General features: G+C 55.1%; 26 protein-coding genes. 2 read left to right on the forward strand and 24 right to left on the reverse strand.

What is annotated here, in order from left to right; translation table 11 throughout:
- The first annotated feature begins 40 nt into the window (after positions 1–40).
- Complete coding sequence (locus PSAB_RS24065) at positions 41–748, forward strand: DUF4386 domain-containing protein (RefSeq protein ID WP_025337115.1); 708 nt, start codon at positions 41–43, stop codon at positions 746–748.
- Here the strand turns inward: PSAB_RS24065 and PSAB_RS24070 are convergent.
- From PSAB_RS24070 to PSAB_RS24120, 11 genes are all read right to left on the reverse strand, one after another.
- Positions 705–1301 (reverse strand): Crp/Fnr family transcriptional regulator, encoded by a 597-nt coding sequence (locus tag PSAB_RS24070; protein ID WP_025337116.1) that lies wholly within the window; start codon positions 1299–1301, stop codon positions 705–707. The genes PSAB_RS24065 and PSAB_RS24070 overlap by 44 nt on opposite strands.
- A gap of 222 nt (positions 1302–1523) precedes the next feature.
- A complete protein-coding gene (locus tag PSAB_RS24075) occupies positions 1524–1892 on the reverse strand; it encodes a VOC family protein (protein ID WP_038596285.1) in 369 nt (122 codons plus the stop codon).
- Positions 1893–1985: 93 nt separating this feature from the next.
- The gene (locus PSAB_RS25255; protein WP_084266607.1) at positions 1986–2153 is read right to left on the reverse strand and encodes a CxxH/CxxC protein; all 168 of its coding nucleotides are present in this window, start codon (positions 2151–2153) and stop codon (positions 1986–1988) included.
- A gap of 172 nt (positions 2154–2325) precedes the next feature.
- A complete protein-coding gene (locus PSAB_RS26625; RefSeq protein ID WP_084266608.1) occupies positions 2326–3168 on the reverse strand; it encodes an amino acid ABC transporter ATP-binding/permease protein in 843 nt (280 codons plus the stop codon).
- On the reverse strand, positions 3087–4127 hold the full coding sequence (locus tag PSAB_RS26630; RefSeq protein ID WP_084266609.1) for an amino acid ABC transporter ATP-binding/permease protein: 1041 nt from the start codon (positions 4125–4127) through the stop codon (positions 3087–3089). The genes PSAB_RS26625 and PSAB_RS26630 overlap by 82 nt, the downstream gene beginning before the upstream one ends.
- A complete protein-coding gene (cydD, locus tag PSAB_RS24095; RefSeq protein ID WP_025337118.1) occupies positions 4124–6028 on the reverse strand; it encodes a thiol reductant ABC exporter subunit CydD in 1905 nt (634 codons plus the stop codon). The genes PSAB_RS26630 and cydD overlap by 4 nt, the downstream gene beginning before the upstream one ends.
- A complete protein-coding gene (gene cydB / locus PSAB_RS24100; protein ID WP_025337119.1) occupies positions 6028–7047 on the reverse strand; it encodes a cytochrome d ubiquinol oxidase subunit II in 1020 nt (339 codons plus the stop codon). Before cydB ends, cydD begins: the two co-directional genes overlap by 1 nt.
- A complete protein-coding gene (locus PSAB_RS24105) occupies positions 7034–8437 on the reverse strand; it encodes a cytochrome ubiquinol oxidase subunit I (protein ID WP_025337120.1) in 1404 nt (467 codons plus the stop codon). The genes cydB and PSAB_RS24105 overlap by 14 nt, the downstream gene beginning before the upstream one ends.
- A 213-nt stretch (positions 8438–8650) precedes the next feature.
- Positions 8651–8881: a cold-shock protein gene (locus PSAB_RS24110; RefSeq protein ID WP_025337121.1), complete on the reverse strand. Its 231-nt coding sequence runs from the start codon at positions 8879–8881 to the stop codon at positions 8651–8653.
- 95 nt (positions 8882–8976) lie between these two features.
- The gene (locus tag PSAB_RS24115; RefSeq protein ID WP_025337122.1) at positions 8977–9177 is read right to left on the reverse strand and encodes a cold-shock protein; all 201 of its coding nucleotides are present in this window, start codon (positions 9175–9177) and stop codon (positions 8977–8979) included.
- Positions 9178–9465: 288 nt separating this feature from the next.
- Entirely contained in the window at positions 9466–10707 is a 1242-nt protein-coding gene (locus PSAB_RS24120) for a S1C family serine protease (protein WP_025337123.1), read from the reverse strand.
- 328 nt (positions 10708–11035) lie between these two features.
- Here PSAB_RS24120 and PSAB_RS24125 point away from each other — a divergent pair, with 328 nt between their 5' ends.
- On the forward strand, positions 11036–11242 hold the full coding sequence (locus PSAB_RS24125; protein ID WP_025337124.1) for a hypothetical protein: 207 nt from the start codon (positions 11036–11038) through the stop codon (positions 11240–11242).
- On the opposite strand, the gene PSAB_RS24130 is transcribed toward PSAB_RS24125, so the two are convergent.
- The 13 genes from PSAB_RS24130 to PSAB_RS24190 all read right to left on the reverse strand — a co-directional run bounded on the left by PSAB_RS24130 (position 11211) and on the right by PSAB_RS24190 (position 26201).
- Positions 11211–12017, reverse strand: coding sequence for an MBL fold metallo-hydrolase (locus PSAB_RS24130; protein ID WP_025337125.1), 807 nt, complete (start codon positions 12015–12017; stop codon positions 11211–11213). The two genes, PSAB_RS24125 and PSAB_RS24130, sit on opposite strands and share 32 nt — an antisense overlap.
- A 32-nt stretch (positions 12018–12049) precedes the next feature.
- Positions 12050–12784, reverse strand: a complete 735-nt coding sequence (gene yycI, locus PSAB_RS24135; protein WP_025337126.1) for a two-component system regulatory protein YycI — start codon at positions 12782–12784, stop codon at positions 12050–12052.
- Positions 12785–12807: 23 nt separating this feature from the next.
- Positions 12808–14100 carry a YycH family regulatory protein gene (locus tag PSAB_RS24140; RefSeq protein ID WP_025337127.1) on the reverse strand — a complete coding sequence of 431 codons (1293 nt, stop codon included), beginning with the start codon at positions 14098–14100 and terminating at the stop codon, positions 12808–12810.
- A complete protein-coding gene (gene walK / locus PSAB_RS24145; protein ID WP_025337128.1) occupies positions 14097–15926 on the reverse strand; it encodes a cell wall metabolism sensor histidine kinase WalK in 1830 nt (609 codons plus the stop codon). Before walK ends, PSAB_RS24140 begins: the two co-directional genes overlap by 4 nt.
- Positions 15926–16657 carry a response regulator YycF gene (gene yycF / locus PSAB_RS24150; protein ID WP_025337129.1) on the reverse strand — a complete coding sequence of 244 codons (732 nt, stop codon included), beginning with the start codon at positions 16655–16657 and terminating at the stop codon, positions 15926–15928. Before yycF ends, walK begins: the two co-directional genes overlap by 1 nt.
- Positions 16658–16836: 179 nt before the next feature.
- Positions 16837–18369, reverse strand: coding sequence for a peptidoglycan DD-metalloendopeptidase family protein (locus tag PSAB_RS24155; protein WP_025337130.1), 1533 nt, complete (start codon positions 18367–18369; stop codon positions 16837–16839).
- Between the two features lie 332 nt (positions 18370–18701).
- On the reverse strand, positions 18702–19361 hold the full coding sequence (locus PSAB_RS24160) for a hypothetical protein (protein WP_025337131.1): 660 nt from the start codon (positions 19359–19361) through the stop codon (positions 18702–18704).
- A 288-nt stretch (positions 19362–19649) separates the two neighbouring features.
- Positions 19650–20936 (reverse strand): adenylosuccinate synthase, encoded by a 1287-nt coding sequence (locus PSAB_RS24165; RefSeq protein WP_025337132.1) that lies wholly within the window; start codon positions 20934–20936, stop codon positions 19650–19652.
- A gap of 214 nt (positions 20937–21150) precedes the next feature.
- Entirely contained in the window at positions 21151–22512 is a 1362-nt protein-coding gene (gene dnaB, locus PSAB_RS24170; RefSeq protein ID WP_025337133.1) for a replicative DNA helicase, read from the reverse strand.
- A 1-nt stretch (position 22513) separates the two neighbouring features.
- Positions 22514–22960 (reverse strand): 50S ribosomal protein L9, encoded by a 447-nt coding sequence (gene rplI, locus PSAB_RS24175; protein WP_025337134.1) that lies wholly within the window; start codon positions 22958–22960, stop codon positions 22514–22516.
- Entirely contained in the window at positions 22957–24963 is a 2007-nt protein-coding gene (locus tag PSAB_RS24180; protein ID WP_025337135.1) for a DHH family phosphoesterase, read from the reverse strand. The genes rplI and PSAB_RS24180 overlap by 4 nt, the downstream gene beginning before the upstream one ends.
- Before the next feature lie 11 nt (positions 24964–24974).
- On the reverse strand, positions 24975–25892 hold the full coding sequence (locus PSAB_RS24185) for a DUF2232 domain-containing protein (RefSeq protein ID WP_025337136.1): 918 nt from the start codon (positions 25890–25892) through the stop codon (positions 24975–24977).
- A gap of 6 nt (positions 25893–25898) precedes the next feature.
- Positions 25899–26201: a MazG-like family protein gene (locus PSAB_RS24190; RefSeq protein ID WP_025337137.1), complete on the reverse strand. Its 303-nt coding sequence runs from the start codon at positions 26199–26201 to the stop codon at positions 25899–25901.
- Positions 26202–26224 lie beyond the last annotated feature (23 nt).

Genomic DNA, 26224 nt, shown 5'->3' on the forward strand with positions numbered 1-26224 from the left:
CAATGTAACCATGAAGAATCTTATGAGGAGGGTTAATCAAATGTCGAATCCAGCGGCCCGGGCGGCCGGGATTTCACTCATTTTGATGGCGGCTGCCGCCGCATTCTCGTACGGATATGTACATGGAAGTCTGGTCACGGAGGGAGACCCGGCCGCTACTTTTGGCAGCTTGAACGCCGCTCCCCTGCTGTTCAGGGCTGAGATTTTGGCATGGTCCCTGATTATGGTCTGTGACATCGTGGCTGCATGGGGATTATATAAGGTGCTGAAGCCGGTGCATCCGGGCCTGTCCCTGCTGGGCGCATGGCTGCGCCTGTTGTATACGGCGGTCTTGGGCGCGGCCGTCTCCAGTCTTGTCGTCGTTTCACTGCTAACAGGCAGCAGTACCGGGGCATTTCCGGGCTTCACGGCGAATCAGTTGGAGACGGAGACGATGCTGTTTCTGCGGACTTTTGAAGCGGTATGGTCGGTGGGTTTGATCATTTTTGGCGGGCATCTGCTGATTGTGGGGGTTCTCGCTCTCCGAGCAGGGAATGTACCGAAGATCATCAGCATCCTGCTGCTGTTGGCCGGGGCGGGTTATATCGTCGTCCATGTGTGCCGCACGCTTTGGCCTGAAGCCGAGGGTCTTGTGAAGGGGCTGGAGTGGGTGTTTATGCTGCCGATGACCGCCGGGGAACTGGGATTTGGGATCTGGCTGCTGTTCAGAGCTCCGTCTCCGCGCGTTCGCGGTGAAGCCGTTTCTTGATCCGGCTCAGCGACTCCGGCGTCATGCCGAGATAGCTTGCCAGCTGATGCTGAGGAACACGGTCGATGAGCCCGGGTCTTCGAAGAAGCAGGGTCTTGTAACGCTCCTCGGGAGAAGAGCCGATAAAAGCGGCGAACTCCTCCTGAAACTGACCGAAGCTCTCCTCGATCATCCGGCGCGTCATGGACTCGAGCTGCGTGTATTTGGCGTACATCTCCCTCTCGGCGTCCAGCTGGCCAACAACCAATACAGAGTCCTCCAGACAGGTCAGGGTGGAATCCGACGATTTATCCGGCTTATGTACGTTGAAGATGGCGATCGCCTGCTCCTCGGTATAGAAATTCGAGGTTATGTCCCGGCCCGTCTCATCCACCGCATGCTGCCGTACGCACCCCTTCAGGACAAAATAACATTTGCCGGGAATCTCCCCCTGCCTGAGCAGAACGGTTCCCTTCCTGTATTCTTCCACTTGAATTTCATCCAAAATCGTGTGCTGCTCTGCTTCGCTCAAGGAGGTCAGCCGGGCCATATATTTCAGTAAAAGATGCTTCATTTTTTCCAGCCCTCCCTCCTTCAATGTAAAAGCTACCGCGTCATGGACACCTCAAAATGATCCGAGTGAAAATGGCTGTAGTACCGCCCGTTCTCCGCCGTAAATTTCAGCACGCAGCAGTCCGGGTCGGTCACGCCGAGCGGATATGACTTGCACCATCCTCCATTTTAAGGGAGGCCAGGCGGGTTGTACATTTCTCTTTTTTTCAGGCAAGGGCTGACCCTAATCGCTATGCTCCGCCAGCTGCACCTCAAAGCAGTCCGGGTCTAGGATATAAAAGAATCGCAGACGTGGATTGGGCGCGACCGGCCCGCGGGCAACCGGAATGCCCAAGCTCTTCAAATATGCCATCGCCTCATCCAGGGACTCCACCTCAAAACCAATGGACACACCACATTCCGCCTTCAACACCGGCTCGCTTCCCTGGATCAGTTCAACCTTCGGCTGCCCCTCCGTCCCCAGCATGGCGATCTGCCTGCCTCTGCTCTCGAATCTGCGCTGAATCGGTAGTTTGAGAATCCCGTGATAGAAGTTCAGGGACGCCTCGAGATCGCGCACCCGGAGTGTAATCCAATTCATGCTCAAATTCATGCGTGTATCCCCCTCTATTGATTGTCCCACCCGCTAATATGCTATCAATGGAAAAAGACGGCGGGAAGCCGTCTTTTTCTCTCCCATTTCTATTTACACGACCAGATATTCCGCATTCTTCTCGCATTCCGCACATTTGGCCGGCGGGTCCCAGTCCGAGAATTCCGTATCCTTCAGATCCACGACGTCGGGCGCGTCCTCGTATTCGTCGACAAACATATCAATGGCCAGCTCCAGATGTTCTTTACAGACAACATACATGTAATGCAAGCATCCCTTTCCCTTTGCTCTTCAAGCGTAATACTCCTCTTACTGTTCTACCACAATTCCGCCAAAAAAGAAATCTAAATAACCCGCAAAAGCGGCCGCCTGACGCAGCCTTGCCTTTACGGGTCTATGATTAGCCTTGCTCTGCCAAAATGCTGCGGTTGTCTTAATTCGCCGAAGTGGCGCGCTGCGCCGCATACCCCGGCCGGTCCAGCTCATACAATCTGCGGTAGCGGGGCTCGGAAGCCATCAGTTCGGCGTGGGTGCCGCGCATTTCGACTCTGCCGTTCTCCATAAAAATCACTTCGTCCATCCGCTCCGCACCGACGAGATGATGGGTCACCCAGATCAGCGTCTTGCCCTCCATTGCGGCAAAAATCGTCGACAGCAGCTCCCGCTCCGTGCGCGGATCGAGACCTACCGTCGGCTCGTCGAGCAGAACGACCGGCGTGTTTTGCAGCAGGATGCGCGCCAGCGCGATCCGCTGGCGTTCCCCACCGGAGAAGCGCAGCCCCGCTTCGCGCACCCGCGTGTCGTAGCCTGCAGGCAGCGAGTCGATCAGGTCGCCCAGCTTCGCCAAAGCGCCCGCCTGCGCGATTTGCTCCTCGGAAGCCTCCGGGTCGCCAAGCCGGATATTGTTCGCTACCGTCGTGTCGAACAGATGCGGACGCTGGTTCAGGACGGAGATAATGGATGGAATCTGCTCTCCGTAGGAGGCGGCAGCCATGCCGTTGATGGTCACAGCTCCTGCGGTGGGAGCAAGCGCTCCCTGGATCATCTTCAGCAGGGTCGATTTGCCTGCACCGCTGCGGCCGATGATGGCGATTTTCTTACCCTGGGGAATGTCCAGCGTCAAATCGCGAACCGACCATTCCCCGGCTTCTTCGTAGCGGTAATCCGCTTGGCGGATCGAGATATGAGCCGAATTTATGTCCGTGCCTCCAGCGGCAGATGGATGCCAATCGCCGTGCCTTGAATCGCCACCGTCTGGCGCATCACCCTCCGCCACCCCCCCGGTCTCTCCTCCACACCCGCGAGCCGTTCCAGAGAGTTGCGGTACTGCGGGATTTTTTCAATCGCTTCCGATACTGGCAGGAACGCATCCGCAACCGGAAAGACCACCAGCGCGAATGCGGCAATCAATGTGCCGGGAATCGCTCCCTGCGCAAACTCGCCGCCGGCCCACCAGATCATGGACACCACGCCCAGGCCGACCACCGACTGGCCAAGAAACATGCGGATACGCGCCCAGCGCCGCAGCGCCGCGTCCGTGCGGGCGACCGCCTGCTCATCCGCCTCATACGTATCGACGAACTGGCCCTGCCGTCCGCTGATCATCCAGTCGCTCATGCCGAGCACGGCATCGGTCAGCTTCTGGTACAGCCGGTTGCGGGCCTGCTTGACTTCGCGCTGACGTTTTTGCGTCAGCAGCAGCGAAATGAGCGGCAGCACAGCGACCAGTACCAGAATGTACAGGCCGACCAGCACCGCGAAGCGCACATCGAACATACCGATGGCAATAACCGCCGCTGCGTAGATGATCAGGGAAATGACGGCGGGAAATACGGTGCGAAGATATACATTTTGCAAATATTCAATGTCATCAGCCAGCATCCCGAGAATATCGCCCGTACGGAAGCGCGAGGAGAGGAATAACGCTTGCGGCTCCAGAATGCGGTACAGCCGCTGGCGCATCTGGGACAAAATCCGCAGAATCGTATCATGCCCGACCAGCCGCTCCACATAATGAATGACCGCCCGGCTTGTGCCGAACGCGCGCACACCGACAATCGGAACATAGATCATGAGGATGTTCTCCGGCGGAATGGACGCTTTGGAAATCAGAAAGCCGGACGTATACATCAGGGATGAAGCGGAAAATATCGTCAGCGCGCCCAGCAGGACAATCGCCAGGAAACGCCAGAAATAAGACGACACGTAAGGGGCAAACCAGCCTTCCCGTCTCAAAGAATCCCCTCCTGTTGCGCTTCTACAAGCTCGTAATAGGTGCCTTTGCGTTCAAGAAGCTCCTGATGGGTGCCCATTTCGGCAACCCTGCCCTGCTTCATAACCAGAATAAGGTCCATATCCGCCATCCAGTGCAGACGGTGCGTTGCCAGGAAGACAAGCTTGTCCTCAAATAGCGGCAGCATCGTCTCCTTCAGCTCATACTCCGTCTCGATGTCCAGATGCGCCGTCGGTTCGTCCAGCAGCATGATCGGACGTCTGCTCAGCAGCGCCCGCGCCAGCGCGACCCGCTGCTCCTGCCCGCCGCTTAAAGCGCGTCCGCCGCCGCCAATCATTTCGTCCAGTCCGTCAGGGAGCGAAGCGGCAAGCGGAGAGAGACCGGCTGCTGCGACCGCCCCGGCAACGGCTTCCGGAGAAGCCTCCGGATGATAGAACCGGACATTATCCGCCAATGTACCGCTAAAAATGTACGGCCGCTGCGGAATATACGACGTCTGGCGCCGCCAGGCGTCGTCCGTCAGCGCGCTTACGTCATAATCGTTTATTTTTATATGTCCCCGGCTCGGATGCAAAAACCCGGCAAGCACATCAATCAGCGTCGACTTGCCGGCGCCGCTCTCGCCGATGATGCCGATTTTGCCGGTACTGGGGAACTGCACGGTAATTTCCTCCAGCGAGGAAGGACCTCCCTCTTCGTGCCGGACGCCGATCCCTTCAAGAGACAGCATGCTGGTGGCAGTCCAGACAAATACGGACTCCGGTACAGCCGATGCATCCGAGCCGGAGGCTTCAGTTGTCTCCCCGCCGACGGGTGGATGCATATCCGGTTTACCTACCTCAGCCGCCAAAGCACGCACTTTCCCCTCCTGCTGAGAGCGTTCTTCCGAACGCCCCTCCCCTCCTGCTGCCTGAGCATTCATCCGCGATGACTCCCCACGCTCCAGCACTACAGCCTTAACCGTCTCCCGGTCGATGATGCTCTTCATCGCTTCGCCGGCCTCCTTGCCGTCGAGCGTAGCATGGAAGTCGGCGCCGACGAGCCGCACTGGCAGGAAATATTCCGGCGCGAGAATGAGGATCATCAGCCCTGTCACCAGCGTCATTTCTCCATTCACCAGTCGCACACCGAGACTGACGGCCACGGAAGCGACGGACAACATCGTGAAGAAATCGAGCGCAAACGAGGACAGGAATGCGACCCGGAGAGTACGCATCGTTGCCGACCGGTAGCGGTCGCTAACCTCGGCAATCGCCTCGCTGTGATCCTTGCTACGTCCGAGAAACTTCAGCGTTTCCAGCCCCCGCAGCGAATCGACAAAATGATTGGACAGCGTCCGGTACGATTCCAGCTGCCGGTCCATCTGCCCCCGCGCCGTCATGCCGATCAGAATCATGAACACGATAAGAATCGGCATCGTCACGGTTAGAATAATCCCGCTTATGCGGTCCTGCGTGTACACAAAGACAAGGAGCAGCGCAGGCGTTACCGCCATGCCGACCATCCGCGGAATAATCAGCTCCAGATAGGTGCGGAACTTGGTGACCCCCTCCAGCACAAGCGTTACCAGGGTTCCTGTCCCTTGATCCCCGGCCATTCTCGGCCCCAGCCGAAACAGCCTGTCCATCATCTTGCGCCGCATGGCGCTGCCCGTCTTCTCCGCGAACCGGTACGAGGCGCTGCTCATCAGCAGGCCGCAGGCATGCCTCGCCAGAAACGCAAGAAGGAACAACAGCGCAGTGCCCCATTGTTCCTTCAGCGGATTCCCCGCGAACAGCGCGGAGACGACTTCGGCCAGCGATTTGGCCATCAACAAGATGGACAAGCTTTGCACCAGGGTAAGGAATCCCACCGCCAGAAAGACCGGCCTAACTCCTTTATACCCGAGCAAATTTCTATCCATTAATATTCGAGAGTCTCCTTATCGCTAAGCCGTTTATGGAAGATAAAATAGCTCCAGATCTGATAGCCCAGCACGAACGGCAGCATGGTCAGCGCCACGATCGTCATTACTTTAAGCGAATAATGACCGGATGCGGAGTTCGTAATCGTCAGGTTGTAAGCTTCGCCGAGCGAGCTGACCATTACCCGCGGGAACAGGCCCACGAATACGGCGATAACCGAAAGGCCCAGCACCGCGCCCGTCATGCCGAATGCCCAGCCGTCGCGCTTGTTCTTGCTGAAATAACCCGCGAGCAGGAAAGCGACCAGCCCCAGCACCGCAATAGCCCACAGCAGCGCCCCGCGCACTTTGAAAATATCCGTCTGGAAGTAAGTCATGATGACAAAAGCCAGCAGCACTACACCCGTCGGCAGCAGCAGAGCTCGCGACCGTTTGCGCGCCCGTTCCTGAAGCTCGCCGAAGGTGCGAAGCGCCGTGAACAGCAGGCCGTGGATGTTGCACAACAGGACGACCGCAACTCCCGCCAGCACGGTATAGACATTCACAATGTCCCCGAAAAAGGCCGCGTGCATCTGCATGTCGCCGTCAATCGGCAGACCTTTGATGAAGCTTGCAAACACAATGGCCAGCAGGAAAGGCGGCAGGAAGCTGCCGATCAGGATCGACAGATCCCAGGTGGTCCGCCAGCCCCCGGATTGCGCTTTGCCTCTGTATTCAAAGGCCACCCCGCGGAGAATCAGACCGAACAGAGCGAAGACAAACGGCACATAAAACCCGCTGAACAGCGTTGCGTACCATTCAGGGAAAGCGGCGAACATCGCCCCCGCCCCGGTAATGAGCCATACCTCATTCGCGTCCCAGAAAGGACCGATGGAGTTAATCATCACCCGGCGCTGCCGTTCGTCCTTCGGGAGCAGCTGAGACTGCATTCCCACACCGAAGTCGAAGCCTTCCAGAAAGAAGAATCCGACGAAGAGAACCGCAATCAGCACAAACCAAAGTTCATTAAGTGAGAGCATGGTGTCCCTCCTTTTTGTTATAAGGGTCGGTCGAATGCGAATCTTCGTCGATGGCGTACGGGCCTTTTTTGATTACTTTGACGAACAGATAGATCAGCACAATCAACAGAACCCCATAGATAGCGTTAAAGGTAATGAGCGAGAACAAGACTTGTCCTGCCGTAATATTGGGCGAGACGCTCCGCTCGGTGGTCATCAGTCCGAAAACGGTCCAAGGCTGACGACCGAATTCCGTCATGACCCAGCCCGCCGTATTGGCGATCGGAGGCAGCAGCAGTCCGGATAAGCAGATGCGCAGGAACCCGGTGTTAGGCTGATCCAGCTTCTTGCGCCACATCAGATATACAGCCCATAGTGTTATAAAAATCATCGCCATACCGGCGGCAATCATAATCCGGAAGCTCCAGAAGGTCGTACGTACTGGCGGTATGTAATTGCCCGGACCGTATTTTTGCTCATACTCAGCCTGCAGTTCTTTCATCCCTTTGACTTCACCGGAGAATGTACTGTAGGAGAGGAAGCTAAGCGCGTACGGAATCTTCAGCTCATGCGTGCTTACCATCTTCTCAGGGTCGATATTGGCGACTACCGTCCAAGGGGCCGGGTCACCGCTCTTGCCCCACAGGCCTTCCGAAGCGGCCATCTTCATCGGCTGGGTTTTGACTAGATATTGCGCCTGCCAGTGGCCGGCAAAGGCAACGCCAATCGAACTGATAATGCCGACGATCGCGGCGATTTTAAAAGATTTTTGAAAGAACGAAACGTTCTGCTTTCTGAGCAGCTTAATCGCGCTGACACCGATAATCAGAAAGGCTCCGGTGGCAAAGGCGCCCAGTACGGTATGCGGAAATTCAACCAGCACTTGACCGTTGGTGATCAGCGACAGAAAATCATTCATCTCCGCGCGGCCGTTGTTGATGGTGTACCCTACAGGATGCTGCATGAAGGAGTTCGCCGCCAGAATCCAGAAAGCCGACAGCGTGGTGCCAATCGCAACAAACCAGATAGACAGCAGATGGATCTTCTTCGAAACCTTCTCCCAGCCGAAAATCCAGATTCCAATAAACGTTGATTCAAGGAAAAACGCGAGTAAGGCTTCAATCGCAAGCGGAGCTCCGAATACGTCCCCGACAAAGCGCGAGTAATCCGACCAGTTCATGCCGAACTGGAATTCCTGCAAAATTCCGGTCACAACCCCGATCGCAAAGTTAACCAGGAAGAGCTTGCCCCAAAATTTAGCCATTCGCTTGTACTCTTCGTTGCCGCTGCGTACGTACATCGTCTCCATAATCGCGATGATGAACGACAATCCGATCGTCACCGGCACAAAGAAAAAGTGAAAAATCGTTGTCGACGCAAACTGCATGCGCGACAGCATAAGTGTATCCATGTTTTCCCTTCCTTCCCCCCGTTTGGTTGCTTTTTATTTTGTCAAAATTTTAAGATGTGAAGTGTGATTTATGTCACATCTAATTCCATTTTTCCTACACAAAAATCAATAAATTTGTGACATTGATCACAAATTTTTCGACAAAAGCAAAAAAATAAGACGGTTATCCGTCTTAAAGCTTATCGTTTGAAAATCTCTTTCTTGCTTTCAATATCAAGAAATGGAAATGTTCTTTTTCAGCGATTTCGGATCGCTGCTTGAATTAATCAATTGCGGAAGCATTCGCATTCCCTGCTCCATCGGCGCATGGCACAACGGGCAGGCAGGCGCATCCTCAAACGTAAAATTATCTCTCATCCACCCATTGCAGTCATCATTCGTGCAGGACCACACGGCCGTATTCTCTTCCGGTACTTCTTCCAGCGGTTTCTTCCGGTAGTTCATTGCCGTTCCCTCCATTCTTTAGGTGCAAGGTTGGTTTATAGTTTAAAAAAAGACCGTCCCAACTATTGTCAAGCGGGGACGGTACTTGGGTTGATTTACAGTTTTACAACGTTCTCAGCTTGCGGTCCGCGGTTGCCTTGAACAACGTTGAATTCAACGCGTTGGCCTTCGTCCAGCGATTTGAAGCCTTCGCCGACGATTGCGCTGAAGTGTACGAATACGTCGTTTCCGCCTTCAACTTCGATGAAGCCAAAGCCTTTCTCTGCGTTGAACCATTTAACTGTACCTGTTTGCATGTTGTATGCCTCCAAAAATTGAAATTAACATGTTTCCTTTTATCTTTGAGCAAAGAAAAAATTCACACATTGAAAAAGGCTGCTCTTCCAACCTGACAACCCTTTTCAATGTGGAAATTCCAGGGTTCAAATCAAATTATGACTTTTATCATAGTACCACAACAAGACATCAAAGGCAAGCTAACAACCGGTATAAAACCCATTTTTTTCCGAAAAAGACTGGCTCCCCAATCCGGCACAGCCAGCCTTATCTCGGTTCTTTAGTATTATATCCTGCCAACTCTGAAATTATTCTCCCGGTTTCTCTTCAAGCGTAATCGTAACTTCCTTCTCAACCCCGCCCCGGTAGAAGGTGATTGCGAGCGGGTCGCCCACCCGGGTCTCATTGTACAAATATTTACGCAGGCTCAACGTGGAATCGATAGTCTGGCCGTTAAATTTCGTAATAACATCATTCAGCTTGAGTCCCGCTTCCTTGGCCGGCCCGACGACATCGAGAACGACGACGCCTTCCTTGACGCTGCTCGGCAGCTTGAGCGCCTTGCGCTGATCTTCGGCAAGCGGAACGTACGGGTTGTTCAGATCCATCGAGTATACCCCCAGGTAAGAGCGGGCGATTTTCCCTTTCAGGACCAGTTCCTCCGCGATCTTGATGACATGGTTGGCCGGAATGGCGAAACCGAGGCCTTCTACGCCGGTATCGGAAATCTTCATCGTATTGATGCCGATTACCCGGCCGTTCAAGTCGACGAGCGCTCCGCCGCTGTTGCCTTCATTGATGGCGGCATCGGTCTGGATCACTTCCTGCTCCCAATCATAGACGCCGTCCTGGTTAAGCGATACCGGAATCGTGCGGTTGGTATAGCTCACAATGCCCGAGGTAAGCGTATCGCCAAGACCGAGCGGGTTGCCGATCGCAATCACCGTTTCCCCAAGCTGAAGCTTCGAGGAATCTCCCAGCTTCGCGATGGTGTTGATCCCCGCCGCATCGATGGAAAGGACGGCTAGATCGCTGACCTTGTCCGCCCCCACAAGCTCTGCCTTGCGGGTTTCGCCGTCTACGGTAACAATCTCAAGCTTGCCCGCTCCGGAGATGACATGGTTGTTGGTGATGATAAACGCCTTATCGTCGTTTTTCTTATAAATAACGCCCGAACCAAGCGCCGATTCGTCCAGCGTATTCTTCGCACTCTCTTCTTTATGATTAATGATGCTGACCACCGCCGGACGGACGGCAGCAGCCGCCTTGATAATCCGGTCGTAAGGATCTCCGCTGCTAGGCGTGACATTTTGAATGAAGGCGGGCTGGGCTCCTTGTTCATGGGATAATTGGCCCGTAACCAGACTGAACAGCAGGACCGCAACGACAGCGCTGAACAAGGAGCAAAGCGCGGAAATTTGCAGTGTGGACAGTCTCAGCCGTCTGCTTCGGGCCGACCAGCCGCGTGGAACAGACCGCTGCTTTGAGACCTTTTGTTCTCTCCGTCTGGAAACTTTCGTGGAATAGAAATCATCGTCAAACAGTCCCAACTTGTCATCCTCTCCCCTCATTAACTCGCGCCTTAAAGCGTGGGGCACCCTGCCCTGCAGCCCAATTCCTCATGTTATAGACTGCGTCATGCCCAGAAAGGTTTCGGCTATGCGCTCATTCACGGTAAAAAAGGCCTTTTTCCGCGCTCAAGACAGACTAAATCTCCTAACGGCGGAATACTTCGCAGCCTGTCCGACTATAATGCTAGTAATACTGACGGTTAGCCGCGCGCAATCGGACTGCTGTACTCCTCTATTGTAGCACAGCGCCTAGCGGCAGCGCGTGTTTACCAAAATAAAAACAAAAAACAGTGCAGGAGGCATGGCTATGGATTCATTTTCTTCCAATATGGAGTTGGTGCAGTTCATCGGCAAGCTGGGCGATTTAAAAGACGAACACTATCATATGACGCTTGCTCTCAGCGCGGCCGTGGAACTTTTAATTGAAAAAGGGCTGATTACACGCAAGGAGCTGGAGCGCAAAATGTCCGAGCTTGACCATCTTATGATTCGCTCACCGTATCCCATGGCGTAGGCTGATCGTAATACGTGTCGCAGAGCCGGAACTCGCTGTCTTTGTAAAAGCACCCTCTGTCTTCCATCGCCCCCCGAACCGACATTCGCGCAAGGTCGATCATGTTATGATCCCGGCTTAAATGGGCCAGGTAGGTCCGCTTGGTGCGTCCCGTCAGAATCTCGCTCAGAGCCGCGCCCGCCGCATCATTGGACAAATGGCCCATGTCGCCGAGGATCCGCCGTTTCGTATTCCACGGATAACGTCCCATCCGCAGCATCTCGATATCATGATTGGCCTCAAGCACCAGTACATCGGCATCCGAAATCGCTGCCTTGACCTTATCGCTGACATAGCCGAGGTCCGTCGCCACACTGAGCTTGTCCTTGCCTTCATAGAAGTTATAGCCGACCGGCTCGGCAGCGTCGTGGGAAATGGCAAATGATTCGACCCGCAGGTCTCCAAAATCCTTGAATTGTCCCGTCTCCAGAATGATGCGGTTATGCTCTTCGATGTTCCCGATCGATTTCTCCATTGCGCTCCATGTGCCGCTGTTGGCGTAGATCGGCAGGCCATATTTGCGCGCAACCGCGCCGAGGCCCTTGATATGATCGGAATGCTCATGCGTGACGAGAATCCCGGCAATCTCCTCTCCTCTTAACTCGCGCATGGTCAGCAGCTCCTCGACCCGCCGCGCACTCAGGCCGGCATCGATCATCAGCGTCGTCCCGCCTCCCCGTACAATGGTGGCGTTGCCGGTCGAACCGCTGGACAGCACCGTAAATGAAATCCCCATAGCTCCTGCTCCTTTTGTCATAATCCGATTTCTCACTCTGATGTCTTGGGACTGATAATATCGGCGCTGATGCCGTTGACGTAATACGATTTGCCGTCCTCAAGCATGAACCGCCACATCGGAGCCGCCACCTGGCTCTCGGAATTGAACAATTCCCCGTAATAGCCGAGTTCAATTTCCTTCACCGCCGCGCCCTGCGGGAAAAACTTCTCGATCAGGCTCCCCAGCGCCTTAGAAGCCGGGAGCACCTTCTGCGCTTCGCCCTTTCCGCCTTCCCCCAGATCGATTTGCGGCCGGCGGTAGGCGACGATTTTCTGATTGTCGTAGATAAGCTCCAGTCTGACGCTGAACAGCGGCCATTTGCCGTCGACCAGCGGATGCAGCACGAACCTGCCGACCTCGCTTTCCAAAGGATCGAACCGGTAGCTGCCGATGTCCGGAATTTGAGACTTCAGCTCTCCGCTCAGCTCGGTGAAAGAGAAGATCAGCTTGCTGTCGACAGGCCTGTCCAGCTTGACGGCTCCGCCGCCTTCCACGGCCGAATAACGGTAGGTCAAGTCGGGGAGCTCAGGCGTAGCCGCCGGAATGGGGCACAGAATGCGAATATCCTTCTGCTCCATGATCTGCTGGGTCGAATCGGAGAGAGAGGTGAAGTCAAGATTGGCGCTGACCTGCTCCCGCAGGTCAACCCAGAGCTGGTAGCACAGCAGCAAATTCAGCAGCAGAAATGAATAGATCAGCACATTTTTCGCTCTTCCCCAGTCCATCTCTCTCCTCCTCTTCTCCTTGATTATTTCAGCGTAAGCGTGCTGCCGTCCCGGTACACAACCTTCCAGACGGGAACCAGCTCCAGCTTGTCTCCTTTGACCACCGGCATATAGACCGGGTACAAATCACGGAGCGGCGAAGATTTGCCAACCTCGGCCAGCCGTTTTCGCAGGGCGTCCCCGCCGGGGAGGTCTACAATTCTTTTGGTACTCTGATCTTCCTTGCTGTACATTAAGGACCGTTCATAGGCCGTAACCGTTCCCTGCTGCAGCTGCAAATGGATGATTCCGTAATGCAGCTGCGGCTGATCCAGAACGGGGTAAGAGCCGTAGGGGTAAGAACCGTAATACTGCTGGAACGAAACGAGCCGGTCCTGATCGTTCTCCCTGGCCGCCTCCAGCCGGTAAGTACCGTTCCAACCTCCGTGCTGATTAACAAAATCAACGGCCTCCAGCACATCCTTGGCATCGGTGCTCTCGCCCGCCGGAAGTGCCGTAGGGTCGCTGTAGCTCATCCAGTTCCGCTCCTGATCGACCTGCAGGCTGCGCTTGCTGTCCGTATAGATTTCGGAGCCGTCTTTTTCCCGGATGTAGCGCGTGCTGCCCGCATCGAAGAACAAGCTGCTCTGCATCTGCTCTACCGTATACAGCCCGGAAGGCATTTCCGACGCTACCAGGGACAGGTTGTTCTCCGGAATGTAATAATCGCCGGTTAACGTGGTGTATGGCGTCCACGACTTTCCGAAATCGACATGTTGCTGCACGTCCTGCACGGTAAGGTCGGCTTTGGCCGCCTCATACACGATATCTCCCCTTGTGCTGAAGAAAACAGCATGCGCCTTCGAATCACTCTTGGCGCTGTAAATCCAGATCCGGTCGATACTTTCCCCCGAGAACAGGGAATCCGGAGAGAGCTGCATCACCCGCTGCAGCAGCGCTACGGGAATGCCCGAACCGAACGACAGCTCGATGCCGGGATTCTCGCTGCGGATTTTGGCCCAGTCGAAATCCTGGACGGAGCGGCGCTGAAAGCTTTCGAAGCTGCGCCCCTTCAGCCGGTTCAGAATGAGGTTATAGAACGTCGAGCTTGGGTAGAACAGCGTATGCTTGTTGTTTCCGAGATGAATAATCATCTTGTCGGGGAACAGCAGATTTTCTACTTTTTCCTCCGGCCCCATGTTGTCTGTCTTGACATAGAGATTCTCGGAGAAGACCGCGGAATCGCTGCCCGGCAGACGGTAGATCAAATAATAACTCTCCACCAGGCTGCTCACGACGAGCAGCGCCAGAACCCATGATTTGATTCTTTCCTTCACGCCTGATCCCTCCTTTGCTTCTCCAGAGGCAGCGTAAAGGTGACCTTAGAGCCTTTGTTCAGCTCGGACTGCAAGGAGATGGTGCCCCCGTGCGCTTTGACAATTTCCCGGGCAATGGACAGTCCGAGACCGGTTCCACCCATATTCCGCGAACGCGCCTTATCCACCCGGTAGAAACGCTCGAAAATCCGTTCAATATCTTTCTTTGGAATGCCGATTCCGGAGTCGCGAACGGATATTTCCAGCATGCCTTCGGGATTGCGTCCCGCCTCCAGTCCGATGCTTCCGCCCTCTTGTGTATATTTCAGGGCATTGGATACCAGGTTACCGAGCACCTGGTCGATCTGATCCCGGTCAAGCCAGGCCGTTGAGATGCCCCGGCGGATGACGATGCTGATGGAGATCCGCTTCTGCCGGATTTGGAAAGAGAAGCGGTCGGCCACATCCTCCAGCATCTCGGAAATATCCGTCTCCTGATAGCGCAGCTGCGCTTCCCTGGAATCCAGCCGCGAAAGGTGCAGCAGATCGGTGACAAGGCGGATCATCCGCTCCGTCTCGCTGCGGATTACGCCGACAAAGCGTCCCGCCAGCTGCGGGTCTTCCAGCGCGCCATCCCCCAGCGCTTCCGCATAGCTCTTGATGGTCGTGAGCGGCGTCCGCAGCTCATGCGACACATTCGCTACAAATTCGCGGCGCGACGCCTCGAGATTCTCCTGCTCGGTGACATCCTGCAGCACCGCGATCGTTCCGGCGATTCCGCCCTCGCGGCGGTGGATCGGCGTGAACGTCACCCGCACGATGTTCGGTTCCTCCCCTTCGGCAGATTGCAGCCGAAGCATCGTCGACTGCGCGGTGCCGCCGGACAGGGCGAGCGTCTGGTCGCCTTCGAGACCGAGCAGTCGGATTAGCTCAAGCCCCCGAGGGAGCGGCTCTTCCGCTCCCAGCATGATAGACGCCCGACGGTTCATCAGAATGACGCGACCGGTTTCGTCCGTCGCCACCACGCCGTCGCTCATATTGGTCAGAATGGAGGCCAGCTTCTCCTTCTCTTCCTCGTTCTGGGCAAGCGCATCCCTCAGCCTGCCAGTCATATAGTTGAACGCCTTGCTGAGCTGCCCGATCTCATCATTGCCGAATATCGGCATTTTCCGGTCGAAGCTTCCTTCGGCGACCTCCTTGGCATGCCGGGTCATCTCTTTGATCGGCTGCGTGATCGTATGGGCGAGGATAACGCCGAGCACGGCCGTCAGGGTGAGCGCCAGCAAAAGGCCGGAGATGAACACGCTGTTGATCCGGCCCATCGTCGCGTACAAATCCTTCATATCGGCGGCGATGTAGATGGCCCCTACCACCTTGCCTCCCGACCATACCGGCTTGGCCACAACCTTTTTCCGCACATTGTCGTCGCCGATAATGTATTCCTCGTTGTCGCTGATGCCCTGCAGCGCGCGGCTGACCACCGTCTGCGTATTGCGCCGCCCGACATAGTCGCTCTGCGACGGCACCGAGGTCGTAATGATTTTGCCGCTCGCATCAAGCACCTGAATTTCTGCGCCGCTGATGTAGAGATTGTTGACCATCCCGCGCAGGCTGTCGACAGAGGACTGTTCACTTGCTCCTCCGGCTTCACTGCTGAATTTGTCGGCCGTCAGAATCGACAGCATTTCCGCCCGGGCCTTCAAATCCTTCGTGAAGTTGTCGGTCAGCGAATTCTTCATTGAACTTACAAAATATACGCCGATCAGCTGCATCGCAATCAGAATCAGCAGAACGTAAATAATGATCAGCTTCGCTTGAATTGTCCGGAAAAAGGACATGGCCTTCATCACAATCCTCCGTTTTTGGGACTGTGCATCAAATATCCGAGCCCGCGCCGCGTAAAGATATACTCCGGCTTGCTCGGGTTCTCCTCGATTTTCTCTCTCAGGCGCCGGATCGTCACATCGACCGTTCGTACGTCACCGAAATACTCAAATCCCCATACCGCCTGCAGCAGATGCTCTCTCGTCATCACCTTGCCGGCGTTGCGGACCATGTAATAAAGCAGTTCGTATTCGCGGTGCGTCAGATCGAGCGGCTCCCCGCCCTTGTAGACAGTGTACATATCGGTATCTATAAACAAATCAAAATGGTGAATGCCCTGCTTGCCCTCATCCGGGCCGCTCGGCGTTTCGGCAGGGGCCGACTTGTGCTGGCGCCGCATTTGCGCCTTGACCCGGGCAAGCAGCTCGCGCGTGCTGAACGGCTTGGTGACATAATCGTCCGCCCCAAGCTCAAGGCCCAGCACTTTGTCGATCTCCCCGTCTTTGGCGGTCAGCATGATGATTGGCAGATCGAGATGGGCGGACCGCACCTCGCGGCAGACATCCATGCCGTCCTTGCCGGGCAGCATGAGGTCAAGCAGCATGAGGTCAGGCCGTTTGGACAAGGCCAGATCAACGGCGCTGATGCCATCAAAAGCGCAGATGACCTCATACCCTTCTTTCTCCAAATTAAACTTTAATATATCGGCAATTGGCTGTTCGTCATCGACTACCAAAATCGTTCCCATCCCCATAATCCACCATTTCACCCTTTTATCTTACTGGTAAGTTTCCTATTCATTTTACCATACCTGTCCGCACGTCACATCCTACGAAGTATGCAGACCCGCCTTGCAAGAGCGCAAACAGTGTCCGCTCCCCATAATAATGAAGCCGTCCGGGAACTCCCGGGCGGCTGTATTCAAGGCTTAAGCTATTGCAGATATTTCATCGGGTTCATGGCCGTACCGCTCTTGCGGATTTCAAAATGGAGATGCGTGCCCGTTGAGCGGCCGGTGTTGCCCATGATGCCGAGCTGAGAGCCCTGCTCCACCTTCTGGCCGACCGATACGGAAATTTTGCTCAGGTGGCCGTAATATGTCTCATATCCGTTGCCATGGTTGACGATGACGACATTGCCGTAACCGTGCTGAACTCCGGCAAAGCTTACCGTCCCGGCATCCGCCGCCTTGATCGTCCGGTTGCCCGAGACGAGATCCACCCCTTTATGAATCCGGCCCCAGCGTTCGCCGAAGGTGCTGGAAATGACCGCGCCGGTTACCGGCCAGGCGAACGAGCCGGAAGCTTGGTGGGCGATCTTGGTTCCGCGGTATACAACTTCAGGCAGCGAGGCCCTGAGAACGGTCTGCCCCAGCCATTCCTCTTTGACGACTTCACCGTTCTCCTTCGTCAGCCGGTATTGCATTTCCTTGAGCCCTGTCTGTCCTGGACGGACAACTTTCGTCTTGCCCTTGGGCAATAGCTCGCTGGTGCGCACTATCACCTGGGGTTCTGTCACGATCCGCTCCGTCGCCTTCTCCATCGTTACAACGGTAATCGGCGGCTGCGGAACGGTCAGCTTAAGCTCATCCCCGATCTGCAGCGTCAGCTCCTTCACTTCCGGGTTGTTCCGGAAAATCTCCTTCTGCGTAATGCCGTAACGGCCGGCAATACTCGAAATCGTGTCACCTTCCTGAACGGTATACAGCAGCGGCGCCTCCACTCCCTCGGTCAGTGCCTTGATTGCTTCCTCTGTGTCCATGACCTTGTTCGGATCGGCCTTTACCGGCAAAATCGACAGCGGCTCGCGTATATCCGCCGACTCTACCTTATCCCCGGATGAAGCCGAACCCGATAACGCGGCCGTCTGTTTCAGCTGCGGAGCATCGGAGGCTTTCTTCTCCCCCGATATGTAGTGGGCTTTTACTCCCTGGAGCACGGCGCTGGCCGTTTCCTGGTCTTTCACGATGCCGACGGCCTTTCCGTCCACAACCAGCTGAACGCCGACCGCATAGGCCTTGAGCAAGCCGTCCAGCTTATCTATCGTTCCTTCGTTATCGATAACCGGCTTATAGCTGCGGGCCGCCTCCGTAGTAATGCCGTCCGTCTGCAGAACCATTACCTCATTTGGGTATTTCTCCTGATACGCTTGCCGCTTCTCCTCAAACAACGTATTAAGCCGGCTCTTATCCGATAGCGTCCCGATTTCCTTGCCGTGCAGCAGTACGCGGTAATAGACATCCGTATTTGCTTCCACATATTGCTTGTGTGCCCCGATGATCGAAACAGTCAGCAGCGCAACTCCGGCAGTTGCCGTAAGCCAGGTGAGACGCCGACGCCGACGCGAATTTTGCACTACCTGAGCGTTCACCATGCCTTCCCCGGCATCGGCTCTCCCTCCGGCTACGGATGCGGGAGCTTTTCCCTTAAGCTCCTTCAGCCCGCGTATTAATTTCAAACCCTTCATGAAACTCTCCCTTTCAGCCTGATCCCCGGACTGCCAAGCAGCCAGATCTATGGTATGACCGCTTCATCTATATTTGCCGACAATATATCCTGAATGAATAAAAATGCAATTTCGATCACATGGCAAAAGTTACAAAAAAGTAACCATTTCCGGTCCCTGTTAACTTTACCATAGCCTGCAGAAACATTTCAACTTTACTAAGCGGATCACCCTGATCCGAATCCACGCAAAAAACGCCGTCCCCTCTACGCCCGCAAGCGCTCTGGAACAGCGTCTTTTCCTGAAAAAGGCAAGCATTCTAACCCGGATTCCGCGATTGGGAGTCCATTTCTTTACTGCCCGCCCGTACCGGGAGTCAAGATCTTCATCAGCTTGTTATATTCTTCCGGGGTTACGTACTTGGAAATAATCGACTGGATCTCCGTCACTTCCTGTTCTGTCAGCCCGCCCTCCATGGCGGCGGAAATCTTCTGCATTTCTTCTTGAGGAACCTTATTCATTAATATGTTAAAAATATTCACTTTTTCCGCAGAGGGCAGATTATCCTTCAAATCCTTCATCGCCTCTGGGGTCATGACCAACTGCTGGTCCTGCGTGCCGCTCTGTTCCTCCGAAGCCGCCTCGCCCATGACGGGCAGCGCGTTATCCGGCGCCTTGTCTTCTGCGGCGTTTCCGCTGCTGTCCGCCGTCGGCACCGGAGCCGTGTCCTTCGTGTCCTCCGCCTCGGACGCATTGTCCGAACCCGAAGGGTCGACTGAAGCCGCGCGGTTATCCTGTGCAGCCGGTTCCTTGGAGGCTGGCTTTCCGCTTGTCCCCAGAAGGCTGCTCAGCATTCCCCCGAACCCGGGAGCCGGCAGATCGGCTTTGAGGCCGAGCCCGGACATGACCGACTGAACATACGCGTTGACGATCACGCCCGTTGTCAGTATGGACAGACTGCTGGCCAGGACGACAATCAGACATACGCCGAGCGCGCGTTTAACCCATTTCATACCCATCTCTCCCTTGCATGAGTGCATTCCGACTTTCCCGCTTGCATCTCTATCCAAACGTTTGGTCTACTATTTTTCCAGTATTGACCAATATGGGCTGTGGGAAACGTTCGTCGGCTCATTCATGCGGAAGTTGTGGGGCCGCTCCCGAGCAAATGGGTCGTCTTGCGCGAAATATGCACACGGGAAAAAACCGCAGAAAGCCATAGCAGGCTCTCTGCGGTTCTTACATTCAACATTTCACAGCATGGCTCGAAATGCGTATCATTCACTTGGTCTTGCCGCTTATTATTCGTAAATCGGCAGGACTTGGTTCGTCTGGTTGCGGTTACGTCCGACCGAGAAGATCGCAATCGGAATTCCTGTCAGCTCGGACACGCGCTCAACATATTTGCGTGTGTTCTCCGGCAGGTCGTCCAGCGTCTTGGCCGACGTGATATCCTCATCCCAGCCCGGCAGCTCTTCATAGACCGCTTCGCACTCGGCCAGCATTTTCAGGCTGGCAGGGTAATGGGTAATTACCTCTCCGCGGTATTTGTAGCCGGTACAGATCTTGACCGTCTTCAGACCGCTCAGCACATCCAGCGAATTCAGCGACAAGCCGGTCAGACCGCTGACACGGCGGGCATGGCGGACAACGACGCTGTCGAACCAGCCGACGCGGCGCGGACGTCCGGTAACCGTACCGTATTCATGACCGGTCTCACGGATCAAATCGCCGATTTCATCGTTCAGCTCAGTCGGGAACGGACCATCGCCGACACGCGTCGTATACGATTTAGCCACCCCGATGACCTGCTTGATCTTCGAAGGCCCTACGCCGGAACCGATGCAGACACCGCCTGCGGACGGATTGGAAGACGTTACGAACGGATAGGTTCCTTGGTCGATGTCGAGCATAACGCCTTGAGCGCCTTCAAACAGCACCTTAGTGTTAGCATCGATGGCGTCGTTCAGCACGACCGAAGTGTCCGTCACATAGCGGCGCAGCACTTCCGCATACTCCAGATACTGCTTCAACGTCTCTTCTACATCAAGCGGCTCTCCGCTATATACTTGAGTGATAACCTGATTCTTCTCATTCATCAAATGACGCAGCTTGAGCTCGAATTCTTCGGCATCCATCAAATCGGCGATGCGGATGCCGTTGCGAGCCGCTTTGTCCATATATGCCGGACCGATGCCCTTGCGGGTCGTGCCGATTTTGTTCGGGCCCTTGCGGTCTTCCTCGAGCGCATCCAGCACCATGTGATAAGGCATGATAACGTGGGCGCGGTCGCTGATGACCAGGTTGTCCGTATCAAATCCGTTCTCGTGGATATAATTGATTTCTTCAATAAGAGCGGCAGGATTAATCACCATGCCGTTGCCGATGACACAGGTCTTTTCTTTATAGAAGACGCCCGACGGAATCAGGCTGAGCTTGAATTTCTTGCCGTCAATCAGAATCGTGTGGCCGGCATTGTTGCCCCCTTGATAGCGGGCGACCACATCCGCGCTCTCTGCCAGAAAGTCCGTGATTTTGCCTTTGCCTTCGTCTCCCCATTGTGTTCCCACAACGACTACCGTTGACATGTTCATTCCTCCGTAGGTGCTGCCATAAGCACCATTATTTTTCTTAATAGGGCTCTGTACTATACGCTATATACGCAGCCCTGACGGACGCTTTAGACGGTTTAATCCGCTAAAGCACAATTATCAGTGTACCAGCGGTCTTTTTTAAAGTCAAACAAAAACGAACGATTGCACCAAGAAATGTACAATCGTTCGGAAATTGTCATGATTATCCTTAGCCCGCGAACGGTTCGGCATGAGCACGCTCGTAGTTGACGAACTTGTTGAAATTTTTCAAAAAGACAAGCTCCACCGTGCCGACTGGACCGTTACGCTGTTTGGCGATAATGATCTCGATAATGTTCTTCTTCTCGGTTTCCTGATTGTAGTAATCGTCCCGGTACAGGAACGCGACGATGTCGGCGTCCTGCTCGATCGAGCCCGATTCCCGGAGGTCCGACATCATCGGCCGCTTGTCCTGCCGCTGCTCGACGCCCCGGCTGAGCTGGGACAGCGCGATTACCGGAACATCCAGCTCCCGTGCAATCTGCTTCAGTGTCCGCGAAATTTCCGATACCTCCTGCTGGCGGTTCTCTCCGCCCTTGCCGCGGCCCTGGATGAGCTGGAGGTAGTCGATCACGATCATACCCAGCCCCTTCTCCTTCTTCAGCCGCCGGCATTTGGCGCGGATATCGGCCACGGTTATGCCAGGCGTGTCGTCGATATAGATCTCCGATTCCGACAGCGATGCTATGCCCATTGTCAGCTTCGACCAATCATCGTCGCTCTTGAAATCGCCGGTACGCATAATGTTCGCATCCAGATTCGCTTCGGCGCAGATCATCCGCTGTACCAGCTGGGCGGCCGACATTTCCAGACTGAAGATCGCGACCGTCTCCTTCGCGCGCACCGCCACGTTCTGGGCGATGTTCAGCGCAAAGGCCGTCTTGCCCACGGAAGGGCGGGCGGCAACGATAATCAGGTCATTGCGCTGAAAACCGTTCGTCATCCGGTCAAGATCGACAAAGCCCGATGGAATGCCGGATGTGCCCCCTTTGTTCTGGTGAAGCAACTCCACCCGATCGAACACTTCCATCAGCACATCGCGGATGGCGATGAACCCGCTGCCGCTTCTCCGGTTGGAGATTTCAAGAATGCGGCGTTCGGCGTCGCTCAGCATATCGGCGACATCCTCGCCGCCGGTGTAACCTTCGCTTACAATCTGCGTCGCGGTCCGGATGAGCCTGCGCAGCATGGCCTTCTCTTCGATAATCTGCGCGTAGTAATCGACATTGGCCGCCGTAGGCACCGCATGCGCAAGCTTGGCCAAGTAGCTGACGCCGCCGATGTCTTCAAGCTCTCCCTTATCCTGAAGCTTGGCCGTCAGCGTAACCAAATCAATCGGCTGGCTCTCTTCTCCGAGCTGTATCATCGCCTCAAATATCATTTGATGCGCTTTGTCGTAAAAGTCTTCGGTGTTCACCCGCTCCATGGCCGAAATCAGCGCTTCATCCTGCAGCAGGATCGCGCCAATGACCGCCTGCTCTGCCTCCAGATTCTGCGGGGGAACCCGATCGAAAAAGAGATCTCCGCCCATACTACTCCTCCGTTACCTGAACCTTCAGCACGGCCTTGACTTCCGTATGCAATTTCACCTGAACCTGCGTCGTTCCCAAGTGACGGATCGGTTCGTCCAGCTCAATTTTACGCTTGTCGATAGTGATGCCATTTTGCTTCGTCAGCGCTTCTGCGATCTGCTTGCTTGTGATGGCCCCGAACAACCGGCCTCCTTCGCCCGCCTTCGCTTTCAGCGTAAGCGCCAGCTCACTCAGCTTCTCTCCAAGCTTCTGCGCTTCCTCTTTCTCCTGCTCCTTGCGGCGCACTTCTGCAGCCGTCTGATTCTCGAGCGTCTTCATATTGCCTTCCGTAGCCGGACGGGCCATGCCCCGCGGCAGCAGGAAATTTGTCGCGTAGCCTTCCGATACCTCTTTGATCTGCCCCTTCTTGCCCTGTCCTTTAACGTCTTTAATGAATATAACTTTCATTCGAACAGACCCTCTTTCGCTTCAATTTCCGCCAGCACCTCGAGCAGTCTGGCCTCTGCTTCCTTGCTTGTTCCTTCCAATTGGACGGCCGCGTTGGTCAAATGTCCGCCGCCGCCCAGCTTCTCCATAACGACCTGCACATTCATTCTTCCAAGGGAGCGGGCGCTGATCCCGATCAGCCCGTCAGGGCGTTCGCTGATGACAAAGGAAGCGAGCACATTCGTCATTCCCAGCAGCGTATCGGCCGTCTGGGCAATCAGCAGCTGCGGAATTTTCATCCCCGGCGCTGTTACCACCAGCGCAATATGGTCATACACCATCCGGGCATGCTTGATAATTTCCGCTTTCGAGATGTACTCCTGCAAATCCTCCTTCAGCATCCGCTGAATCAGAATCGTATCGGCGCCCAGCCGCCGCAGGAAGCCTGCGGCCTCAAACGTCCGCGATCCCGTATGAAGGGCAAAATGCTTCGTGTCTACCGTTATACCGGCAAGCAGCATCGTCGCTTCCAGCGTGCTGAGCTTGACCTTCTCATGGATGTACTGGAGAAGCTCCGTCACCAGCTCGCAGGTGGAAGATGCGTACGGCTCCAGATAGACGAGCACCGCCTCATTGATAAACTCCTCGCCCCGCCGGTGATGGTCCACGACGACAATCCGGCTGGCGTACTGAACAAGCCGCGGCTCCATCGTCATCGAAGCCTTGTGCGTGTCGACCACGATCAGCAGTGTATGCTCCGTCATCACCTGCAGCGCTTGCTCCGTACTGATGAACGAGCTGTACAGCTCTTCATCCCTGCGAAGCTGCTCCAGCATGCGCGTAATGGACGGATTCGGCCCTTCGAGCACGATATCGGCGTCCACGTTATACATCTGTGCGGCACGGAGCAGCCCGATGGAGGCTCCCACGGCGTCGATATCGGGGTTGCGGTGCCCCATAATAATAACCCGGTCGCTCTCCTGAATCAGATCGCGGAGGGCATGCGCGATGACGCGCGCGCGCACGCGGGTTCGCTTCTCCGCCGCGTTGCTCTTGCCGCCGTAGAAGGAGAGCCGCTGGCCCGCCTTGACTGCCGCCTGATCGCCGCCTCTTCCGAGCGCCATATCAAGACTCGACTGGGCCAAGGCCCCGAGCTCGCTCGCCGACTCCGCCCCAAAGGCCAGACCGATGCTCAGCGTCATCGGAACCTTGAGATCGGCTGTCATTTCCCGCACTTCGTCCAAAATGACGAAGCGGCTCTCTTCCAGCGCCTGCAGGCTGCGGTAATTCAGCAGCATCATATAGCGCTCCGAGGAAAGGCGGCGCAGGTATACCTCGAACTGCTTCGCCCATTCGGTTATTTCGCTCGTTACCTTCGCGATCAGCGATGTCCGCTGCTGATCGTCCATTCCCTGGGCGGCTTCATCCAGGTTATCCATCAGCAGAATGCCAAGCGCGAGCTTCTCTTCCTCATACCGCTGCCGCAGATCAATCAGCTCGGTGATTTCATATAAGTACAGCAGCCGCTCGCTTGGAATAACAACCGCCTGATAGTAGCGTTCGTCAACGCTGATTTCCATGCGAACTTCCTTCTGAATCCCTTCCTTGCCCGCTTCCCGCTTGACTGGAGGCCCGCCGGCGGCCGTCTGCAAGAGGTCCGGCAGCAATTCGGTCAGCGGTTCGCCCACCAACGATTTCCTTGAAAAAATCTCCCCCGCATAGCGGTTGTTCCACTCCACCGACCGGTCCTCGCCGTATAGAATAATACCCAGCGGCAGCGTTCCGAGCGCTTCTCCCTCCACCCGCTTGATGCGGAAAGAAAGACCGTTAATGTATTCCACAAGATTCCGCCGGAACGAAAGCTCGGCTTTCAGCATGGTGAAACATAGCGTCCCGGACAAAAACAGGCTGACAACACCAAGCGCCCAGTTATATATGCTGACAATGATAATAAGGACCAGCAGCAGCAAGAACGCCCAGACGGTGTGATAGCCGTGCCAGCGCCTTTGCAAAAATTTTGGCATGAGCTCTCACCCTATCGTTTCGATTTGGTGACCATTTCGCGCAACGGCGCCACCAGGTCGATAATCCCGATAATCCACAGCGGCGGCACCATAATGGCCAATACCGCAAGTATAACCGGAATGGTTCTATTCCAATTCCGCTCATGGGCGAGAAAGAAGAAGAACCCGATCGTCTGGATGATAAAACAAATCCTCAGCAGCGGCACTAAGTTGGCCGTAATCATGACCAGAAGGCCGTTATCCGACTTTAAAAAGAACAGCTGAATCACGGCGGCGATCAAATAGTACCAAATAAACGACTTGGGCATTCTCCAATCGCGGGCAGGTTTAAGCTTCGGTACGGCGTATCCCATACTGTTCAGAATCGGCCGGACGATAGAGTGGGTGATCACTGTAATCAGGAAAGAAGATACAATCAGCGCCATAGGAATGACCTGAATGAATGCACGGCTGTTATTGCCGATGTCCTCAGGGCTTCCCCCAAGGAAGCCGCCCATACCGAACTCCTGCATCGGGGACAGGGCCATCGTGCGCATCTCGTTCAGCACGTCATATACGTAATTGTAGAGATCGAACTGGAACAAGGTTTTGCCCAAAAGGAGCAGCAGCAGAAATTCCCCAAGGAGCGTAATGGTGCCGGCAACAATCACTGTAGAAGCCGGAGACTTTTTCTTGTACCATCGTCCCATAACGAGCGCGGGAACAATCAGGTAAGCGGCTATCCATATATACAGCGGGCTAATCAGCCCCAATATCAGCCATACGGGCACAATCGAAAGGATAAACTGCCTTGTATTCAGCGTGGTGAACAGCAGGACAGCCGGGATAATTACAAACAGTGTCGTGATAATGAGAAAAGGAGTTGACAGGGATAGCAGCAGGAGCAGATAAACCACACTCCAGACCGCGGATGTCCAGCGATATTTCAACAATGTTCACCTCTTACGCATATGTTCTTCTAACGCCGATATATCCTGATACCAATCTTCCAGCTGATGGCCTTCTTGCCGGTGCTTTCTCAGCTTCTCCTGAAGCACCTCATCCAGATCGCGGTACGATATGCCGAGCCTGCGACCCAGAATATAAGAACTCATAATCAAGCTGGCCAAACTGTCGCTTACCCTCCCGGTGCTGCCTTCCCATAATGCTTTGAACAATCGGGAAACCTGATCGATGACCTCGGTCTTCAGCCACTCGATGACCTTGGCCCTCTTGGCTACATCCAAATCCTTCGGCATGTTGGACACGTCTATCTACCTCC

The organism is Paenibacillus sabinae T27, from assembly GCF_000612505.1.
Classification (GTDB): Bacteria; Bacillota; Bacilli; order Paenibacillales; family Paenibacillaceae; genus Paenibacillus_AQ; species Paenibacillus_AQ sabinae.

What these genes read in the sequence shown, in the direction of transcription:
- PSAB_RS24065 (WP_025337115.1), top strand. Translation starts at nt 41, where the DNA reads ATGTCGAATCCAGCGGCCCGGGCGGCCGGGATTTCACTCATTTTGATG.
- PSAB_RS24070 (WP_025337116.1), bottom strand. Translation starts at nt 1,301, where the DNA reads ATGAAGCATCTTTTACTGAAATATATGGCCCGGCTGACCTCCTTGAGC.
- PSAB_RS24075 (WP_038596285.1), bottom strand. Translation starts at nt 1,892, where the DNA reads ATGAATTTGAGCATGAATTGGATTACACTCCGGGTGCGCGATCTCGAG.
- PSAB_RS25255 (WP_084266607.1), bottom strand. Translation starts at nt 2,153, where the DNA reads ATGTATGTTGTCTGTAAAGAACATCTGGAGCTGGCCATTGATATGTTT.
- cydD (WP_025337118.1), bottom strand. Translation starts at nt 6,028, where the DNA reads ATGGATAGAAATTTGCTCGGGTATAAAGGAGTTAGGCCGGTCTTTCTG.
- cydB (WP_025337119.1), bottom strand. Translation starts at nt 7,047, where the DNA reads ATGCTCTCACTTAATGAACTTTGGTTTGTGCTGATTGCGGTTCTCTTC.
- PSAB_RS24105 (WP_025337120.1), bottom strand. Translation starts at nt 8,437, where the DNA reads ATGGATACACTTATGCTGTCGCGCATGCAGTTTGCGTCGACAACGATT.
- PSAB_RS24110 (WP_025337121.1), bottom strand. Translation starts at nt 8,881, where the DNA reads ATGAACTACCGGAAGAAACCGCTGGAAGAAGTACCGGAAGAGAATACG.
- PSAB_RS24115 (WP_025337122.1), bottom strand. Translation starts at nt 9,177, where the DNA reads ATGCAAACAGGTACAGTTAAATGGTTCAACGCAGAGAAAGGCTTTGGC.
- PSAB_RS24125 (WP_025337124.1), top strand. Translation starts at nt 11,036, where the DNA reads ATGGATTCATTTTCTTCCAATATGGAGTTGGTGCAGTTCATCGGCAAG.
- PSAB_RS24130 (WP_025337125.1), bottom strand. Translation starts at nt 12,017, where the DNA reads ATGGGGATTTCATTTACGGTGCTGTCCAGCGGTTCGACCGGCAACGCC.
- yycI (WP_025337126.1), bottom strand. Translation starts at nt 12,784, where the DNA reads ATGGACTGGGGAAGAGCGAAAAATGTGCTGATCTATTCATTTCTGCTG.
- walK (WP_025337128.1), bottom strand. Translation starts at nt 15,926, where the DNA reads ATGAAGGCCATGTCCTTTTTCCGGACAATTCAAGCGAAGCTGATCATT.
- yycF (WP_025337129.1), bottom strand. Translation starts at nt 16,657, where the DNA reads ATGGGGATGGGAACGATTTTGGTAGTCGATGACGAACAGCCAATTGCC.
- PSAB_RS24155 (WP_025337130.1), bottom strand. Translation starts at nt 18,369, where the DNA reads ATGAAGGGTTTGAAATTAATACGCGGGCTGAAGGAGCTTAAGGGAAAA.
- PSAB_RS24160 (WP_025337131.1), bottom strand. Translation starts at nt 19,361, where the DNA reads ATGAAATGGGTTAAACGCGCGCTCGGCGTATGTCTGATTGTCGTCCTG.
- PSAB_RS24165 (WP_025337132.1), bottom strand. Translation starts at nt 20,936, where the DNA reads ATGTCAACGGTAGTCGTTGTGGGAACACAATGGGGAGACGAAGGCAAA.
- dnaB (WP_025337133.1), bottom strand. Translation starts at nt 22,512, where the DNA reads ATGGGCGGAGATCTCTTTTTCGATCGGGTTCCCCCGCAGAATCTGGAG.
- rplI (WP_025337134.1), bottom strand. Translation starts at nt 22,960, where the DNA reads ATGAAAGTTATATTCATTAAAGACGTTAAAGGACAGGGCAAGAAGGGG.
- PSAB_RS24180 (WP_025337135.1), bottom strand. Translation starts at nt 24,963, where the DNA reads ATGCCAAAATTTTTGCAAAGGCGCTGGCACGGCTATCACACCGTCTGG.
- PSAB_RS24190 (WP_025337137.1), bottom strand. Translation starts at nt 26,201, where the DNA reads ATGCCGAAGGATTTGGATGTAGCCAAGAGGGCCAAGGTCATCGAGTGG.